Origin of the sequence: Bacteroides sp. PHL 2737, assembly GCF_004115325.2 — a bacterium.
GTDB lineage: Bacteria > Bacteroidota > Bacteroidia > Bacteroidales > Bacteroidaceae > Bacteroides > Bacteroides hominis.
Genome location: NZ_CP040630.1, coordinates 624,275 through 640,555 on the forward strand (window position 1 = coordinate 624,275; position 16,281 = coordinate 640,555).

At 50.0% G+C, this 16,281-nt stretch carries 13 protein-coding genes and 2 tRNA genes; 7 read left to right on the forward strand and 8 right to left on the reverse strand.

The window, feature by feature from the left end:
- Positions 1-10: 10 nt before the first annotated feature.
- The 4 genes from DBK98_RS02730 to DBK98_RS02745 all read right to left on the reverse strand — a co-directional run bounded on the left by DBK98_RS02730 (position 11) and on the right by DBK98_RS02745 (position 6,590).
- Positions 11-1,591 (reverse strand): DUF3857 domain-containing protein, encoded by a 1,581-nt coding sequence (locus DBK98_RS02730; protein WP_032536957.1) that lies wholly within the window; start codon positions 1,589-1,591, stop codon positions 11-13.
- A gap of 15 nt (positions 1,592-1,606) precedes the next feature.
- Positions 1,607-3,544: a DUF3857 and transglutaminase domain-containing protein gene (locus tag DBK98_RS02735; RefSeq protein ID WP_032536956.1), complete on the reverse strand. Its 1,938-nt coding sequence runs from the start codon at positions 3,542-3,544 to the stop codon at positions 1,607-1,609.
- A gap of 403 nt (positions 3,545-3,947) precedes the next feature.
- Positions 3,948-4,409, reverse strand: coding sequence for a hypothetical protein (locus DBK98_RS02740; protein ID WP_005811623.1), 462 nt, complete (start codon positions 4,407-4,409; stop codon positions 3,948-3,950).
- A gap of 807 nt (positions 4,410-5,216) precedes the next feature.
- On the reverse strand, positions 5,217-6,590 hold the full coding sequence (locus DBK98_RS02745) for an aminopeptidase P family protein (protein ID WP_005811625.1): 1,374 nt from the start codon (positions 6,588-6,590) through the stop codon (positions 5,217-5,219).
- 197 nt (positions 6,591-6,787) lie between these two features.
- Here DBK98_RS02745 and rpoN point away from each other — a divergent pair, with 197 nt between their 5' ends.
- From rpoN to DBK98_RS02770, 5 genes are all read left to right on the forward strand, one after another.
- On the forward strand, positions 6,788-8,266 hold the full coding sequence (rpoN, locus tag DBK98_RS02750) for an RNA polymerase factor sigma-54 (RefSeq protein WP_005781969.1): 1,479 nt from the start codon (positions 6,788-6,790) through the stop codon (positions 8,264-8,266).
- A gap of 29 nt (positions 8,267-8,295) precedes the next feature.
- A complete protein-coding gene (locus DBK98_RS02755; protein ID WP_005781968.1) occupies positions 8,296-8,976 on the forward strand; it encodes a hypothetical protein in 681 nt (226 codons plus the stop codon).
- 30 nt (positions 8,977-9,006) lie between these two features.
- Positions 9,007-9,387 carry a glycine cleavage system protein GcvH gene (gcvH, locus tag DBK98_RS02760; protein ID WP_005781967.1) on the forward strand — a complete coding sequence of 127 codons (381 nt, stop codon included), beginning with the start codon at positions 9,007-9,009 and terminating at the stop codon, positions 9,385-9,387.
- Positions 9,388-9,552: 165 nt separating this feature from the next.
- Positions 9,553-10,059, forward strand: coding sequence for a 5-(carboxyamino)imidazole ribonucleotide mutase (purE, locus tag DBK98_RS02765; RefSeq protein WP_005781966.1), 507 nt, complete (start codon positions 9,553-9,555; stop codon positions 10,057-10,059).
- Between the two features lie 217 nt (positions 10,060-10,276).
- Positions 10,277-12,121, forward strand: coding sequence for a 4-hydroxy-3-methylbut-2-en-1-yl diphosphate synthase (locus DBK98_RS02770; RefSeq protein ID WP_032530788.1), 1,845 nt, complete (start codon positions 10,277-10,279; stop codon positions 12,119-12,121).
- 100 nt (positions 12,122-12,221) lie between these two features.
- Here the strand turns inward: DBK98_RS02770 and DBK98_RS02775 are convergent, their stop codons facing one another.
- The 4 genes from DBK98_RS02775 to DBK98_RS02790 are packed head-to-tail and all read right to left on the reverse strand — an operon-like array spanning position 12,222 to position 15,916.
- Positions 12,222-12,995 (reverse strand): prolyl oligopeptidase family serine peptidase, encoded by a 774-nt coding sequence (locus tag DBK98_RS02775; RefSeq protein WP_005811631.1) that lies wholly within the window; start codon positions 12,993-12,995, stop codon positions 12,222-12,224.
- A 12-nt stretch (positions 12,996-13,007) separates the two neighbouring features.
- The gene (locus DBK98_RS02780; RefSeq protein WP_005811633.1) at positions 13,008-13,193 is read right to left on the reverse strand and encodes a fibronectin type III domain-containing protein; all 186 of its coding nucleotides are present in this window, start codon (positions 13,191-13,193) and stop codon (positions 13,008-13,010) included.
- A 3-nt stretch (positions 13,194-13,196) separates the two neighbouring features.
- Positions 13,197-14,882 (reverse strand): S41 family peptidase, encoded by a 1,686-nt coding sequence (locus DBK98_RS02785; protein ID WP_005781951.1) that lies wholly within the window; start codon positions 14,880-14,882, stop codon positions 13,197-13,199.
- Positions 14,883-14,926: 44 nt separating this feature from the next.
- Complete coding sequence (locus tag DBK98_RS02790; RefSeq protein ID WP_005781950.1) at positions 14,927-15,916, reverse strand: adenosine kinase; 990 nt, start codon at positions 15,914-15,916, stop codon at positions 14,927-14,929.
- Positions 15,917-15,998: 82 nt separating this feature from the next.
- On the opposite strand from DBK98_RS02790, the gene DBK98_RS02795 reads away from it, so the two are divergent.
- Both DBK98_RS02795 and DBK98_RS02800 read left to right on the forward strand, forming a co-directional pair.
- Positions 15,999-16,072 (forward strand) — tRNA-Asn (locus DBK98_RS02795).
- Positions 16,073-16,099: 27 nt separating this feature from the next.
- Positions 16,100-16,173 (forward strand) — tRNA-Asn (locus DBK98_RS02800).
- Positions 16,174-16,281 lie beyond the last annotated feature (108 nt).

Consider the following 16,281-nt stretch of genomic DNA (forward strand, 5'->3'; position numbering starts at 1 on the left):
CGGGTTTTATTTATTTGCTTTTATACACGAGTGTCCGTCCGTCCACCGCCCCATACTCTATCATCAGCTGACGGAAAGCAGCATAATCGGCCGGACGGATCATTTGTTTTTTCAGTTTCAGGCTCCGGACCACCCGCGTCTGTCCGCCTTCGGGGAGGATGGAAATGATTAGCGTGCCTACGGCGTTGTCTATCTTCTTCTCCATCGCCGGAGTAGCCAGCCGCATGCCCTCGGGAGTCTCTGCCAGATAGGTGAAAGTCTCGTCCGCCGCTCCGGGCAACAAAAGGTTGGAGGTGCGCTTGCTGTTATAGCGGACATACTGAGAATTGGCGAGGCTTCCCCGCTCTGCCGGGAGTGTGAAGACCAGATATCCGTCTTTGGCTTTCGCCTTATCGGGCTGCAAGGTATATTCCTTATTGAGAGCCGCGGACGGAAGATTCAGTTCAAACGGCTGTGTCAGCATGGCCACGTAGGCATGATCTTTCTGCCAGGAGACGGCGGAGGGGGTTTTGCCTTTCAGGGACAGGGCTTGCTGCCTGCCTCCGGCTTCGGTCCACACAAACAGTTCGCGAATGCTGCCCATCCCCAAAGATGCGGTGTTCGCGGACGGAACGCAGACCGCCCCGATCTCGGCTTTCAGGCCGGCAGCCCTCAGGAGCGCAGCCAGCAGATTCGCTTTCTCGGCCTCGGTGGCATAGGCCGAACGGAGCACCTCGGCAGTGGGACGGATGCGATAAGCGGTTTCGCTCAACGGGAGAGGTGAGTAATAAAGATTGTCGATCACGTAGCTGTGTAAGGCTTTCACTTTCTCTTCATCGCTCTTCGCGCCGGCAGTCAGTTTTCCGGCAAGGGTGCGAAGCCGGGCATCCGCCTCCCGCTCCCACTGTGCGGAGAGGAACGCCATCGGTTTCTGTTCCGTCGTAGCGGTCAGCAAAGGCAGCTCACCGCCGATCACCGACACTTGCGGTTCGCGGCTGAGGGCAGGGAGGTTTTTCAGTACCCAGCTGACCTGCTTCATGCCTTCTTTCTCGGTGACGAGAGGTTTCGACTTCAGGTTGTCGAGTGCATATTCCAGCCGTTGTCCTTGGGGAACGGTAATGCTGATTTCGTACTCTTTCACCGGAGAAGACTGTTCCAACTGGCGGCAGACGTTGATTTCCGGCAGATATCCGGGCTTGCTCGTGATGGAGTAATCCAGATAAACGGTAGCACCTAATTCCAGCCCGGTGTGCACCACTACCATCTCCCGCAGAGCGTTGAATGCCGGGGCATTGGCTGCCGCCGCAGGAAGAACTTCGACAAAAGCATTATCGGGTGTCTTCACGATGTTCCCGTCTTTCTGCCGGGTATACGATTCGTGGATCTCCAAGGTCTGATAACGGGGATCGTACGTAATGAACGACTCACCATAGGTGCGGTTCATGGCTGTATGGGTATACAGTGTCAGGGCTTTCATGTGACGATAGACCTGCGAACCGTCGGCCCGCAGCGTCCAGCTTTCTTTTATTTTCTTGAATTCCGCTTCCTGACCGGCGACCGGAAGAACCAGCGCAAACAGGCAAAGGAGCAGAAGGGTATGTATTTTTGTCATGTGACGGCAATCTTTTTAAGGTTTAACAATCAAATAATCCGCGAAGCTCTTGTAGGCATTCACCGCCGAACGGAATCCTTCCCAGTCGGCAGCCCGGTATATGCGCTTCTTCAGGGCAAGTTTCTGCTTCAGCACCAGCTTGTTGCCATCCTGCCGCAACGCCCCCTCAAAGTCGGCTGCCGGACTGGTCCTCTGTTCGCTCCGCGACTGTCCCGCCAAGCGGTATCCCCGGGGTAAAGTAATCACCTCGTCCAGCTCCACCAGACGTGAACAAGCGTCACGGAAGCCATACCGGCGGGTTTCCAAATCGGTGTCGATGCGCAGGAACGAGAGAACACTGGTATAGAGATTGTTCATCACCATCGGTTTCAGCAACAGTTCGCCGTCGCCCGCAAGCGCATAATCGGGGATCTCGTAACGGAACGTGATGCGGATAGGTCCCGCCTGATAATCTTTCGGCGCACTTCCGTAATCTACTTTCAACATGCGGGCCCGGGGAGAAACACTGAGCAACTGGCTTTCCATCGTGCTTTGCCATTCGGTCTGCCATCCTTGGGTGAAGATGCGGCGGATGCTGCTGTCCGACTGTCCCTCGGCAGTGATCGAGAACGTGCCCCGCAGCGTTCCCTTCGCGTCCAGTTTATTTTCGGCGACGATGCGCACGTAATGGTTTTCGGGAGCCGATACGGGAGTCAGGCACAAATCGGAACCTCCCGGAATGCCCGGCAGATAGTTCTGTTGCTGTTCGGCGCTACTCCACAGCTCACGGCAGAACGGCACCCAGGTAGGATCGAGAGGGATATACATCCCATTCGCCAACTTCACCACTGCCACGCAATGGTTGAAATGATCGGCCGGAATGCTCTCGATGCGGCTTCCTGCCATCGTCATCGCCGGATAAGCCTCGAAACCTGCCATACGCAGGAAGGAGATCAGCGTGCCGGCAATATCCTTGCATACGCCGCAACGGTCAGTGTAGTTCATCTTCGTGTTGTGAAGCGTAAAGCCTTCCCCCTCGCCCATGCTGATACCGGCGTAGCGGATATTGTCGGCCACCCAATGCGTCAGCACGGCGATCTTTTCCATCTCCGTCTTTTTACCTTTTATGAGTTCGTTCACCTTCTGCTGCGCTTCGGGCAGGGCGTCGAAACTGCCGTATGCCTCGTTCAGGTCATGAAACCAGAGCGATTTATCTTCCCATCTCGGCGTGGAAGACATCATCAGCTTCGGAGCTTCATCAAAAAGATCGACCATGTTCGGTTCACGCCCGAAAGGGAGCACCTCGTTCTTGGCAAAGGTATACACCTTGCGTCCGTCTTCGTAACGCATCGACGAGGCGCAGGCCCCGTTATAGAACTGGAACTGGAGTTCCTTCTCCATCGGCATACTGACGGTGTACACTTTGCGCCGCGTAGGCTGGTCCACCCAGAAGGGAACGATGTCATAGAACTGTCCCCGCATGGGCGGGATGAATCGCACATCATCGTCCTCTCCCCCGGCCAGCAGGGCATAAGTGAATCCTTTTTTACTGATTTCGTAAGAGACGGTATCGCCCGGTTCCAGGCTTCCGAGTTCGATCATAATCTGGCGGGCTCCCCAGTAGATGGCCCGTGCGGGAGCGGCATAATCGCAGGTTTTCGTTACATCCACCTGCACTGTTTCGCCATTGGCACGTTGCAAGGTGACCTGCTTGAAACGGGCAAACGCCGTCAGCGGATCGTAATCATACTTGATCACATGATTGTTTACTGCCCCTTTGGGGGTCTGCACTCTAAAGGACCGGTACACGGCGAAACTACCTGAGCCATTGGGCTGTACAGTCACCGCAGTACTGTCCAGCAGGGTCACACAGTCTGCCTGGCTCCATGCATCCTGCCCGGCAGCCGGGAGGCACATCAGCAGCGAGAAGGTACAACATGAAGCTACCCGGAGGACATTGCTTATTTTACGCATAGTTTATGAATTGAATAATTTGTGAATGGTTTTCATTATTTTCTGTCTGCAACAGACAAAAGTAGTACATCGATGGATAAAAACAAAAGGTATCAGGAGAAGTATTTGAAAATAAAGTATCGGACGGAAGAAGGAGCGCTTTACATCTGTTAGTTTTTAATACTGAAACTGAGAAAAGAAGGTTATAAAGTTATATTACCATTTCATAAAAAGGCTCGATCAGACTCCTTAAAATTGTCGTCTTAGACGACAAAAATTGTCATCTAAGACGATGTTTCGTCGTCGCCTAGGAGACGACATATTGGCTCTTGGAAGAGAATTTTGCAGAAAAACTTATTTGTAATAAAAAAGCCGCTGTTTCCAGCGGCTTATCTAAAGTTACATGTGAAATATTTTATACTGATTACGCAGTGGGATCGTCCACGATTTCACCACTTGGATCCTTTTCTTTAATTACATCATTTGTATTGGTCATCGAGACACTCCGGGTCAGCGTACAGCGACTTAATGCTAAGTCAGCTTCTTCCTTAGAAGAAAAACGCAGATTGATAGACTTTATCTGCGACGCTTTTGCCTCTTCAAGTGTTTTTACCCCCGAACTGTTTGCCGTCAGATTGAAAATTCCCAAATGAGGGATATCCACGCTCTGCCCGTCTTGCAGGAAATAAGTAATCGCCGCTCCCAACTTAGAAATGATCGCCAGGCATAAGGCGTCTTGAACCCCGGAAATCTGACTCAGATAATTGACGAATGTTTCCTGCTCTACCATACCCCTGTTCTTCAAGACACAATAATATAGTTTTTCAGAATCTTTATCTCTTACATCACTATTTCGTAACGCCAAGTTATAGTATAGTCCACCCATGATTTTAAGATTTTAGAAAGGTTGTTAATAGAAAATTGTTAATGTCCTCCAAAGGTATTTAGTTAAATTTAAAAAAGCAATTCTTTTCTTTGTTTTTTTTAAGAACCGGCTAAAAAAGAGGATTGCCCGGATTCACATCCAGGCAATCGACAAATAACAAAATCATTAATTTGAAGAAGGTTCAAATTAAATCTTAAAACTTAAAATCCGTCACTTGGATTCACATCTTAGTAGCGGTAATATTATGAAAAAAAAAAAATTAAACTATATCTGCTATTAATATGTAAAACTGTTATCTGTTTCTTTTTCTCAAACGACGAATCGCTGTTTCAACAATCGTTTTTATTTGTAGTAAACAGATTCCTTAAATCTCTAACAAAGGTATTTTATTCAAACCGGAAAAGCAACTCTTTTCTTTCTTTTTTTAAGAACCGGGCAAAAAAAGATTGCCCGGATTCGCATCCGGGCAATCTGCAATATTAATTTAAATCTATTGTCATGCTCAGATCGCTATCTGAACCAGTCTATAAAAAGTAAATTACTTGGATTCACATCTTAGCAATATTACTGGCTATGAAAAATGTGTTATTTAAGCACGTACAAAGGTATCCTGTTCGAGCCGGAAAAGCAACTCTTTTCTTTCTTTTTTTTTAAAACCGGCAAAAAAAAGATTGCCCGGATTCACATCCGGACAATCCCAACATTAACACAAATTAAAATCACAATCGGATTTTCATCCGAGTAAATAAAATAAAACGTGCATCACCTGGATTCACATCTTAGCAATGCTACAATGAAAAAAAAAAATTATCTTAGCGCTTCCACCTCGTCCGGTGTCAGCGGAATCTTCTTTCCTAAACGGCGGGCCCCCGTTTCCGTAATCAGATAATCCTCTTCGTTACGAATGCCCCCGAAGTCCTTGTACGTCTCCACTTTATCGTAATTGATAAAGTCGGTAAACTTCTTCTGTCCCTTCCACAGGTCTATCAGCTCGGGGATGAAATAAATGCCCGGCTCAACGGTATGTACAAAGCCCGGTTCCAACGGTATGGCAAGACGCTGCGACTTACGGCCGAACTGCGTGCTCTTGGGCTGTCCGTTGTAGCCCACCCAAAGTTCGCCCAGGTTCTCCATATCGTGCACGTCGAGCCCCATCATGTGCCCTAATCCGTGAGGATAGAACAGGGCATGCGCGCCTTCACGTACGGCGTCTTCGGCATTTCCCTTCATCAGTCCGAGTCCTTTCAGGCCTTCGACCATCACGCGTGCCGACAAATCGTACACGTCCATATAAGGAATGCCCGGACGGAGTGCTTTCACCGACTCCAGATGCATGGCGTTCTGTATCTCGTAAACCTCGCGCTGCCGCTGTGTGAACTTCTTATCGGCAGGGATGGTGGACGACATGTCGCCGGCATATCCCATCTCCGTCTCGGCACCGGCATCGATCAGGAACAGATCGCCCGGCTTCACCGTGTTGCCATGATAGTGGTTGTGAAGTGTCTGTCCGTTCACCGTAGCGATGGTAGCGAACGAAAGTTCGGCTTCATTGGCCTGCGCCACGGCTTGCATGGCAGCTGCTATTTCACACTCCACCATCCCGGGGCGCAGCATCTGCATGGCAATAAGGTGCATATCTGCCGTGATGTCACAAGCCTTCTCGATTTCGACAACCTCCTCGGCCGACTTGTAACTCCGCTGCGCGATCACCGCACGGATAAAGGGCACTGACCCTTCCTGGCGTGCGGGAGGCACTCCCAGCCAGTCCATCAGTTTCAGCTTATGCTCGGCACGGTAAGGAGGCAGGTAATGGATGGCCTGGCCCTTTTGCACCGCCTTGTGCAGATAGCCGATGATGTCCGCCGAAGGCATGGTGATGCTGACTCCCACCCGCTGGCTCTTCTCCTTCAGCGTCGGCTGTGTACCCATCCACACGATGTGATCGATGGTAAGCTCGTCGCCAAATATAATTTCCTTATCTTCATCAATGTCGATTATAGCAGAAAGTCCGGCAAACGAAAGGCCGAAGTAATAAAGAAAGGTGGAATCCTGACGATAGCGGAACGTATTGTCCTCGTAGTTCAACCCGCACTCGTCGTTACCCAAAAACAACAATACTCCGGAGCCTAATGTTTTTTTCAGCAGGGCTCTGCGCTGCATATATGTCTCTTTGCTGAACATAATGGTATGTATTTAAGTTATGAAGGCAAAGATATAAACAAAGGATGAATTGGCAAAGAAGATGGAAAGCTTTAATTCCGCCGCCTTCTCCGCCCGTTTCCTCCTTTAACTCCTTTTATCGGATAAATCATTTCGCTATATCGAACAATTCATTACTTTTGTAGCGAGAAACAAAAAAAACGTAAAGCATTCAACGTATGGCACAAGGTTCCCGTCAGATACAATCGCAGGCGCAGCAGCAGATACAAACGCTCTCACCGCAGCAAATTCTGGTAGTGAAGCTACTGGAGCTACCGGCTGTGGAACTGGAAGACCGTGTACATGCCGAACTGCTGGAGAATCCCGCCCTTGAAGAAGGCAAAGAAGAAAACGCCTCCGACGAAACCACCCCTGCCGAAACCGCCGAAGGGGAAGCAGAAGGCGATACGGACTATGATTCTCTGAGCGACTATCTGACCGAAGATGACATCCCCGACTATAAACTCCAGGAAAACAACCGCTCCAAAGGCGAGCAGGCGGAAGAGATCCCATTCTCGGACGCCACGTCATTCTACGAAATCCTGAGAGAGCAACTGGGCGAACGCGACCTGACCGAACATCAGCGCGAACTGGCAGAATACCTGATCGGTTCGCTGGACGATGACGGCCTGCTCCGCAAGTCGCTCGAAAGCATCGGCGACGAACTGGCCATCTATGCCGGCATCAACGCGACGGAAGAAGAACTGGAACAAGCCCTGAAAATCGTACAGGACTTCGATCCTCCCGGCCTCGGCGCGCGCAGCCTGCAAGAATGCCTGCTGATCCAGATCCGCCGGAAAAAACAACCGCATACCGCGGACCCTCTGTTAGCAACGGAAGAGGAGATCATCAGCGAGTGCTACGAAGAATTCACTCGGAAGCATTGGGAGAAGATCATCAGGAAGCTCGGACTGGACGAAGAGTACTTCTACAAGGCACTCGAAGAGATCACCAAGCTCAACCCGCGCCCGGGTGCGTCATTGGGTGAAGCCATCGGACGGAACCTGCAACAGATCGTCCCCGACTTCATCGTCGATACCTACGACGACGGAACCATCAACATCAGCCTCAACAACCGAAACCTGCCGGAACTGCGCATGAGCCGCGACTTCACCGAGATGGTGGAGGAACATACGAAGAACAAGGCCAACCAGTCCAAAGAATCGAAAGAGGCCATGATGTTCCTCAAACAGAAGATGGATGCCGCGCAAGGCTTCATCGACGCGGTGAAGCAACGCCAGAATACGCTGATGACCACCATGCAGGCCATCATCGACCTGCAACGCCCCTTTTTCCTCGAAGGCGACGAGTCGCTGCTCCGCCCGATGATCCTCAAAGACGTGGCCGAACGTACGGGACTCGACATATCGACCATCTCGCGCGTGAGCAACAGCAAATATGTACAGACCAACTACGGCATTTATCCCCTGAAGTTCTTCTTCAGCGACGGATATACCACCGGAGACGGCGAAGAGATGTCAGTACGTGAGATACGGAAAATCCTCAAAGAATGCATCGACGGCGAGGACAAAAAGAAACCGCTGACCGACGATGAACTGGCCGAAATACTGAAAGAAAAAGGATACCCCATCGCACGCCGGACGGTGGCCAAGTACCGCCAGCAACTCAACATCCCGGTGGCGAGACTGAGAAAATAAAAAAGCATAATCAAAAAGAACAAAACCCAATGGCTGAAGAAGAGAAGATAGAGCAACATATCATAGCTGACAGGACACTGATCCGTACGGCCAGAATCATTTCGGGAATACTGACTCCATTCTCTATCCCCTTTCTGGCCTTCCTCGTATTGTTCCTGTTCTCTTACCTGCGCATCATGCCGTTGCAGTACAAACTCATCGTATTGGGCATTGTCTACTGCTTCACCATCCTGATGCCCACCATGACCATCTTCCTGTTCCGCAAAGTGAACGGCTTTGCCCGCCAGGACCTGAGCGACCGCAAGAAACGCTATGTGCCGATCCTGCTCACCATCATCTCCTACGTCTTCTGCCTGATGATGATGCATAAACTGAACATCCCCTGGTATATGACAGGCATCATACTGGCCTCGCTGGTCGTGCTGGTCATCTGCATCTTTGTCAACCTGAAGTGGAAGCTGAGCGAACACATGGCAGGCATGGGCGGTATCGTAGGCGGACTGGTCTCGTTCAGTGCGCTCTTCAGCTACAACCCGGTGTGGTGGCTCTGCCTCTTCATCCTCATAGCAGGGATATTAGGCTCGGCACGCATCATCCTGCAACATCACACGCTGGGCGAAGTCCTTGCCGGCTTTACCGTCGGTTTCGTCTGCTCGCTGCTGGTGCTCCACCCGCTCAGCAACGTATTGTTCCGTATATTTTTATTTTAAACATAGTATCAATCCTAAAAACTAATCATTATGAACTTCCCACAGAATGTAAAGTACACCAACGAACATGAATGGATCCGCCTTGAGGGCGACACAGCTTATGTAGGTATCACCGACTATGCACAGGAACAACTGGGCGACATCGTATTTGTCGACATTCCTACCGAAGGTGAAACCCTGGAAGCCAACGAAGTGTTCGGTACCATCGAAGTAGTAAAGACCATCTCCGACCTCTTCCTGCCCGTTGCAGGCGAAGTGCTGGAACAAAACCCCGCACTGGAAGAAAACCCCGAGCTGGTGAATAAAGACCCATACGGCGAAGGCTGGCTCATCAAAATGAAACCGGCCAATGCTGCCGACCTTGACAACCTGCTGAATGCAGAAAGTTACAAGGCATTGGTGAACGAATAAAGAGACCTCACCACAGAGGACACAGAGAACACAGAGTTTTAATCTCTTCCTTCATTAAGATATTAAAGAGAAAAATATTCTCTGTGCCCTCTGTGTCCTCTGTGGTGAACTTCTAAGCCATGCAAGTCTAAAGAAAGAAAACATTTAGCGTATAATTAAAACAATATGACCCCAATTGTAAGCATCATCATGGGTAGCACTTCCGACCTTCCAGTTATGGAGAAGGCCGCTCAGTTGCTCAATGACCTTCACGTGCCGTTCGAAATGAACGCGCTTTCGGCTCACCGCACTCCCGAAGCTGTGGAAGAGTTTGCCAAGAATGCCCGCTCACGCGGCATTAAAGTAATAATCGCCGCTGCCGGCATGGCCGCCCACCTGCCGGGCGTGATTGCCGCCTCCACCTCGCTGCCGGTAATCGGTGTACCTATCAAGTCGTCTCTCGACGGAATGGATGCGCTTCTGGCCATCGTACAGATGCCTCCGGGAATCCCTGTGGCAACCGTAGGCATCAACGGAGCATTGAACGCTGCCATCCTTGCCGTACAAATGCTTTCATTGGAAAACAAAGAACTCGAAACGAAATTCATTGCCTATAAGGAGGGGCTGAAAAAGAAGATCGTAAAAGCTAATGAAGAACTGAAAGAGATCAAATACGAGTTTAAAACAAACTGAGAAGATTTATGACGGACGATTTACCGTTTACGGTTACGGGAGAAGGCGGAACTCTTTTCACCACAGATTACACAGATTTTCACAAATTATCAATATGGATAATCAATGGTTTAAATTCACTCAGTGTTACTCTGTGTCCTCTGTGGTGAGTTTCGACACTCCTCTCGTAAGCAATAAATCGTCCGGTCGTAAAGCGACTCCAATTACATACAACAAAATGGATTTATTCAACTACTCCCGGCGGGAAACTTCGGAAGTGAACATCGGGGCTGCTCCGTTGGGAGGCTCCAACCCTATCCGAATCCAGTCGATGACCAATACCGCCACGCAGGACACCGAAGCTTGTGTGGCTCAGGCAAAGCGCATCGTAGATGCCGGCGGAGAGTACGTCCGCCTCACCACACAAGGGGTGAAAGAAGCCGAAAACCTGATGAACATCAACATCGGACTGCGCAGTGACGGATACATGGTTCCGCTTGTGGCCGATGTACACTTCAGCCCGAAGGTAGCCGACGTGGCAGCCCGATATGCGGAGAAAGTACGCATCAATCCGGGCAACTACGTAGACCCGGGACGCACGTTCAAGCAACTGGAATACACCGACGAGGAGTATGCCGCCGAACTGCAGAAGATACGCGACCGCTTCGTTCCCTTCCTCAATATCTGCAAAGAAAATCATACGGCCATACGCATCGGCGTGAACCACGGTTCACTGTCCGACCGCATCATGTCCCGCTATGGCGACACACCCGAAGGTATGGTAGAGTCGTGCATGGAATTCCTGCGCATCTGCGTGGACGAGAAGTTCACGGATGTCGTAATCTCGATCAAGGCCTCCAACACAGTGGTAATGGTGAAAACCGTACGCCTGCTGGTGGCCGTGATGGAACAGGAAGGCATGGCATTCCCGCTTCACCTGGGTGTGACGGAAGCTGGCGACGGAGAAGACGGACGCATCAAATCGGCCTTGGGCATCGGTGCTTTATTGTCCGACGGAATGGGCGACACCATCCGCGTCTCACTGAGTGAGGAGCCGGAAGCCGAAATTCCCGTGGCACGCAAACTGGTCGACTACATCGTTGGGAGACAGGATCACCCATACATCCCCGGCATGGAGGCACCGGACTTCGACTACCTCTCTCCGACGAGGCGCAAAACGCAACCGGTGCGGAACATTGGCGGCGACCATCTGCCGGTAGTGCTTGCCGACCGCATGGACGGACGGACGGAGACCAACCCGCAATTCACGCCGGATTATATCTACGCCGGACGTGAACTGCCCGAACAGCCGGAAAAAGGTATGCAATACATCCTCGACGCCGACGTGTGGAAAGGAGAACCGGACACGTGGCCCGCTTTCAATTATGCCCAACTGGAGCTGATGGAAACGTGCGCCGCCGGACTGAAGTTCTTCTTCATTCCTTATATGGCACTTACGGACGAGGTAGTGGCCTGCCTGAAACGACATCCCGAAGTAGTGGTGATCTCGCAAAGCAACCACCCGAACCGCGTAGGCGAACATCGTGCGCTGGCCCATCAACTGACGGTGGAAGGGTTGCAGAACCCAGTCATCTTCTTCCAGCACTACTCCGAAAATGCAGCCGAAGATCTGCAAATCAAGGCCGGTGCGGACATGGGAGCACTGATATTCGACGGTCTGTGTGACGGCATTTATCTCTTTAACCAAGGGGAACTGAGCCATGCGGTGATCGACGCTACCGCCTTCGGCATCCTGCAAGCGGGACGCATCCGCACCAGCAAGACGGAGTATATCTCTTGCCCGGGATGCGGACGGACACTGTTCAACCTGCAAAGTACGATTGCCCGTGTCAAAGCAGCCACCTCACACCTGAAGGGACTGAAAATAGGCATCATGGGATGTATCGTCAACGGACCCGGCGAGATGGCGGATGCCGACTATGGCTACGTGGGTGCCGGCCGTGGCAAGGTAAGCCTTTACAAACGGAAGGAGTGCATCGAGAAGAATATTCCCGAAGAAGAAGCCGTGGAAAAACTGATCGAACTGATTAAGGCAAACGGTGACTACGAAGAGAAGGCTTAATCCCGATCGTCTCCCAAAGAAGACAGTTAGTCCCGCCGACGAATAAGTAATCAACAGAAAGAAAGCACCACGGATTAAGAAAGGGTGAACTCCTGGCACCTTACTTCTTTCGGCTGGCAAAGAGCCACTCCATGAATCCGGGATAGTTGAAAGCCGGATTCCAGCTGCCGTGATTGCAACCGGGAAACTCGACGTATTCCACCTCTGCTCCAAGTTTCTTCAACGCTTTATAAGCCTCGCGAGAGCCTTCTACCGGCACTACGTTATCGGCATCCCCATGGAAAATGCGGAAACGGACACTCACGGCATCGGCCAGGCGTCCGGGATTCACCGTGCCGCAAATGGGGACGGCGGCGGCGAATGTATCCGGAAAGCGGATGGCAAGGTCGTACGTCGCCATGCCTCCCATAGAAAGACCCACTACGTAGACGCGGTCACGATCCACCGAAGGCAAATCGAGGTAAGTGTCCAACAATTCTTTTACCGCACGCAAGATGGGAGTGATCTCCTGTCCCACAGGCATCTCCGAAGGAACGAACGAAGAAGGGCGGGAGGCGTATGCCCAGTAATCCTTCTCCGGACATTGAGGCACGAGGACAAATGCCGGATACTTCTCACGGTTCACGGGGTTGAGAAACATCTGTCCACCGTGTGTCAATTGTTTCTCGTTGTCGCTCCCCCGCTCGCCGGCACCGTGCAGAAAGAGCACCAAAGGATATCGCTGCCCCGGCTTTTCCGACTCCGGACGAAGCAAACGGTAGTTCAGCGAATCTCCCCGGGAGGAGATGAATACTTTTTTCTGATACGCCTCTTGCGAACGGGCACCCACGGTCAGCAGGAAGAGACTGAGGAAGAAAAGAACAAACTGTTTCATGGCTATTCGGGATTATTCTACATATTGGGTTTCGGAGGGTAAAGATACACCATTTTCATTAAAGGCCTCCACGGCGAAATAATAATCCTGGTCGGTGGTCAGAGATTTCATCAGCAACTCGCTACCGTCGTTGAAGTGCACCCCAAAAGTTTTTTGTCTGACTTTTGGGGTGCACTTCATGTGATATAACAGCCCCATTTATTATTTCTTTACCGGAGCACTCAAAGTTTCTTTGTATTTGACCGGATCGGCCAATATCTTGAGAGCGGCTTGCAGCCCATCGTCATCCTTCAATTGCTGGATGATCCCTCCACGTGTATAGTAGTAACGCTTGATGATCTCATCGGCAATCATCGACTTGATGTCTTTTGAGAAGTAATCGAGATCGCGGTCCAGATTATGAGTCAGTTTCTTCTCCAGTGCCTTGATCTCCTCCGATGCTTCATCCAGATACCCTTCGAACTTGGCAGCTTCTTTCAGCGTCTTCATGATCTTCTCACTCTGCTGGTCATACTTGAAGTCGGCTTTCTTCACCATTGCCTTGAAGTCGTTATAGTCGGCATCGGTCACCTTGAACTCCTGCGGAGAAGGGATGGACGGATGCTTCAGGCAGTACTGCGTCGCATAATCAAAAATCAGGTTATCACGCACCAGATAGAAGAGGATATTAGGCAACTTTTCCTGTTTCACTTCGATATCCGGCATCACACCTCCACCATCGCGAACTTCACGTCCGGCTGCCGTATGGAACACGGTAGTCAGGCTGTCGGGGATGATACCTACACTGCCGTCCTCATTGCGGTGTTTATAGTCGATGGCCTGTACGCAACGTCCGCTGGGGATATAATACTTAGAAGTCGTGAGTTTCATCACACCTCCGTAAGGCAACGGACGGGTGGTCTGCACCAATCCCTTTCCAAACGTACGGCTTCCCACAATCACGGCACGGTCGAAATCTTGGAAAGCTCCCGAAAGGATTTCGGACGCGGAAGCAGTGCCTCCGTTTACCAATACGGTAATAGGAATATCGAGATCCAGCGGTTCACGCAATGTCTTATACGTATTGCTGGCCTGTTTGGTCTTTCCCTTGGTAGTCACGATCACTTTGCCGCGGGGCAAAAAGAAATTGGCAATCTCTACCGCTTCTTCCAGACGTCCGCCACCGTTTCCGCGCAGGTCAATCACCAATGAGGTGATGCCCTCTTTCTTCAGTCTCAGGAATGTCTTCTTAAAATCTTTGGAAGGAGTACCGGAGAAGGTGCTCAGATTGATATAACCTACATTCTTATTAAAGATAGTATCGTAAGGAATCATCGGAGTCTGGATGGTTTGACGTACAATATTAAACTCCAACGGCCGGGTGCCACCCTTTTCGTCCGGACGCTCTACCTTCAGCTTAAAGCTCGTACCTACTGCACCCCGGAGCATCTGGCTCACCTCTTGGTTGTTTTTTCCCGCCAGATCTTTTCCGTCTATCTCCATCAGGATATCGCCTGCCTTCAGTCCGATTTTAGCAGCAGGGGTTCCTTCAAAAGGCTCGGCTATCATCGAACGTTTCAGTTTCTGGTTGTACGTGATCAAAGATCCGATACCTCCGAACGAAGCGTTCAACATCTGTTGCAGTTCAGCCTGGTCGTCCTCCGGATAATATTCCGTATACGGATCGAGTGACGAGAGCATATAGTCGATCCCCTCACGAACCGTCTTATTCGGATCGAGCGTATCTACGTAAAACATATCGAGTTCTTTGACGATAGAATTAAAGGTATCCAGATTCTTAGCAATCTGGAAATTGCGGTCGTCACCGCTCTTGAAACTAAAGAATGCTACGACAACCAATGCGGCTGCCAACAGGACACCATTTCGTCTATTCAGAAACTTTTTCATACACTTTTCGTTAAAATGAGACGTAAAAGTAACTCATTGCCTGCTTACTCTGACAGAACTTCGTTAATATTTAACTTTATTTCATCCCAACGCTCGCAAGGAATCGTGGTTCCAACTATCTGTATAACATTTCCGGAGAGAATTGAACCAATCTTTGCACATTTCTCTAAAGAATAGCCGCAAGTCAGCCCATACAGAAATCCGGCAGCGAAATAATCACCTGCTCCCGTCGTATCGATCACTCTCTCTACAGGAATGGCCTCTACTTTGATCTCCTCCGTACCCTTACGGATGTAAGAACCATTTCCACCTACCTTTACAATGGCGATACTGCATTTCTTACTGATCAGTTCAAGGGCTTCCTTCGGGTCTTCTTTACCCGTAAACGCCTTTGCCTCTTCTTCATTGGCGAAAACAATATCTACATACTTATTTATTAATAAAGAGAAGAACTCAAGATCGCCTGCCACAATATTATAACTTGCCATATCGAGGCAAACCTGCAAACCGGCTTCCTTTGCCAACTCAATGGCATGAAGAATCATATCGTGATCCTGTACCAGATATCCCTCTATAAGCAGATAAGCATAACCTTTGAACATATCCAGTGTCAGATCTTCGGCTCTCAGCGTAGAAGCAGCACCGAGATAAGTACCAAAAGTACGTTCTCCGTCCGGAGAAATAAAAGTAGAAGCGACTCCCGACGGCAGATCAGACGTTAATAATTTATCTTCGATGCCATTTTTTTGCAGATTCTCCCGAAAAAAGTTTCCGTAAGCGTCATTTCCGACTTTTCCGATGAAACCGGTTCCGGCACCCAGACAGGCGAGTCCAAGTATGGAATTTGCCGCTGCTCCACCAGTCGCCAAGTGGGTTTTCATCTGACTGAATTGTTCGTTAATCTGCTGTAACTTAGCATCATCAATAAGTTGCATGCTTCCCTTGGGTAATCCCATTTCATCAAGGAGTGTATCATCTTTCAGGGTTGCAAGTACGTCTACCAGGGCGTTGCCCAATCCAATTATTTTATCCATTTCACTATTTTTTTTTGCAAAGATATTGCATATTTCAAAATATCCTATTACTTTTGCATCGCAATTGAGAAAAACAAATCATTCTTCCTTAGCTCAGTCGGTTAGAGCATCTGACTGTTAATCAGAGGGTCCTTGGTTCAAGTCCAAGAGGAAGAGCAAAGTTCAAATTCTCAGTTGCTAAATTCTTCCTTAGCTCAGTCGGTTAGAGCATCTGACTGTTAATCAGAGGGTCCTTGGTTCAAGTCCAAGAGGAAGAGCAAACAAAGGTTCGTCATTACGGCGGACCTTTTTTGTTTTTACATTGTGAGAATACGGCATGTACTGATAGAGAAAGAGGATGTTGCCTCTGCTGTACAACACCCTCT

Bases quoted from the DNA above. Each gene is read 5' to 3' on its own strand.
- DBK98_RS02780 (WP_005811633.1), bottom strand. From the start codon at position 13,193: ATGGGGCTGTTATATCACATGAAGTGCACCCCAAAAGTCAGACAAAAA.
- DBK98_RS02740 (WP_005811623.1), bottom strand. From the start codon at position 4,409: ATGGGTGGACTATACTATAACTTGGCGTTACGAAATAGTGATGTAAGA.
- DBK98_RS02735 (WP_032536956.1), bottom strand. From the start codon at position 3,544: ATGCGTAAAATAAGCAATGTCCTCCGGGTAGCTTCATGTTGTACCTTC.
- rpoN (WP_005781969.1), top strand. From the start codon at position 6,788: ATGGCACAAGGTTCCCGTCAGATACAATCGCAGGCGCAGCAGCAGATA.
- gcvH (WP_005781967.1), top strand. From the start codon at position 9,007: ATGAACTTCCCACAGAATGTAAAGTACACCAACGAACATGAATGGATC.
- DBK98_RS02775 (WP_005811631.1), bottom strand. From the start codon at position 12,995: ATGAAACAGTTTGTTCTTTTCTTCCTCAGTCTCTTCCTGCTGACCGTG.
- DBK98_RS02755 (WP_005781968.1), top strand. From the start codon at position 8,296: ATGGCTGAAGAAGAGAAGATAGAGCAACATATCATAGCTGACAGGACA.
- DBK98_RS02745 (WP_005811625.1), bottom strand. From the start codon at position 6,590: ATGTTCAGCAAAGAGACATATATGCAGCGCAGAGCCCTGCTGAAAAAA.
- DBK98_RS02770 (WP_032530788.1), top strand. From the start codon at position 10,277: ATGGATTTATTCAACTACTCCCGGCGGGAAACTTCGGAAGTGAACATC.
- DBK98_RS02730 (WP_032536957.1), bottom strand. From the start codon at position 1,591: ATGACAAAAATACATACCCTTCTGCTCCTTTGCCTGTTTGCGCTGGTT.
- DBK98_RS02785 (WP_005781951.1), bottom strand. From the start codon at position 14,882: ATGAAAAAGTTTCTGAATAGACGAAATGGTGTCCTGTTGGCAGCCGCA.
- purE (WP_005781966.1), top strand. From the start codon at position 9,553: ATGACCCCAATTGTAAGCATCATCATGGGTAGCACTTCCGACCTTCCA.
- DBK98_RS02790 (WP_005781950.1), bottom strand. From the start codon at position 15,916: ATGGATAAAATAATTGGATTGGGCAACGCCCTGGTAGACGTACTTGCA.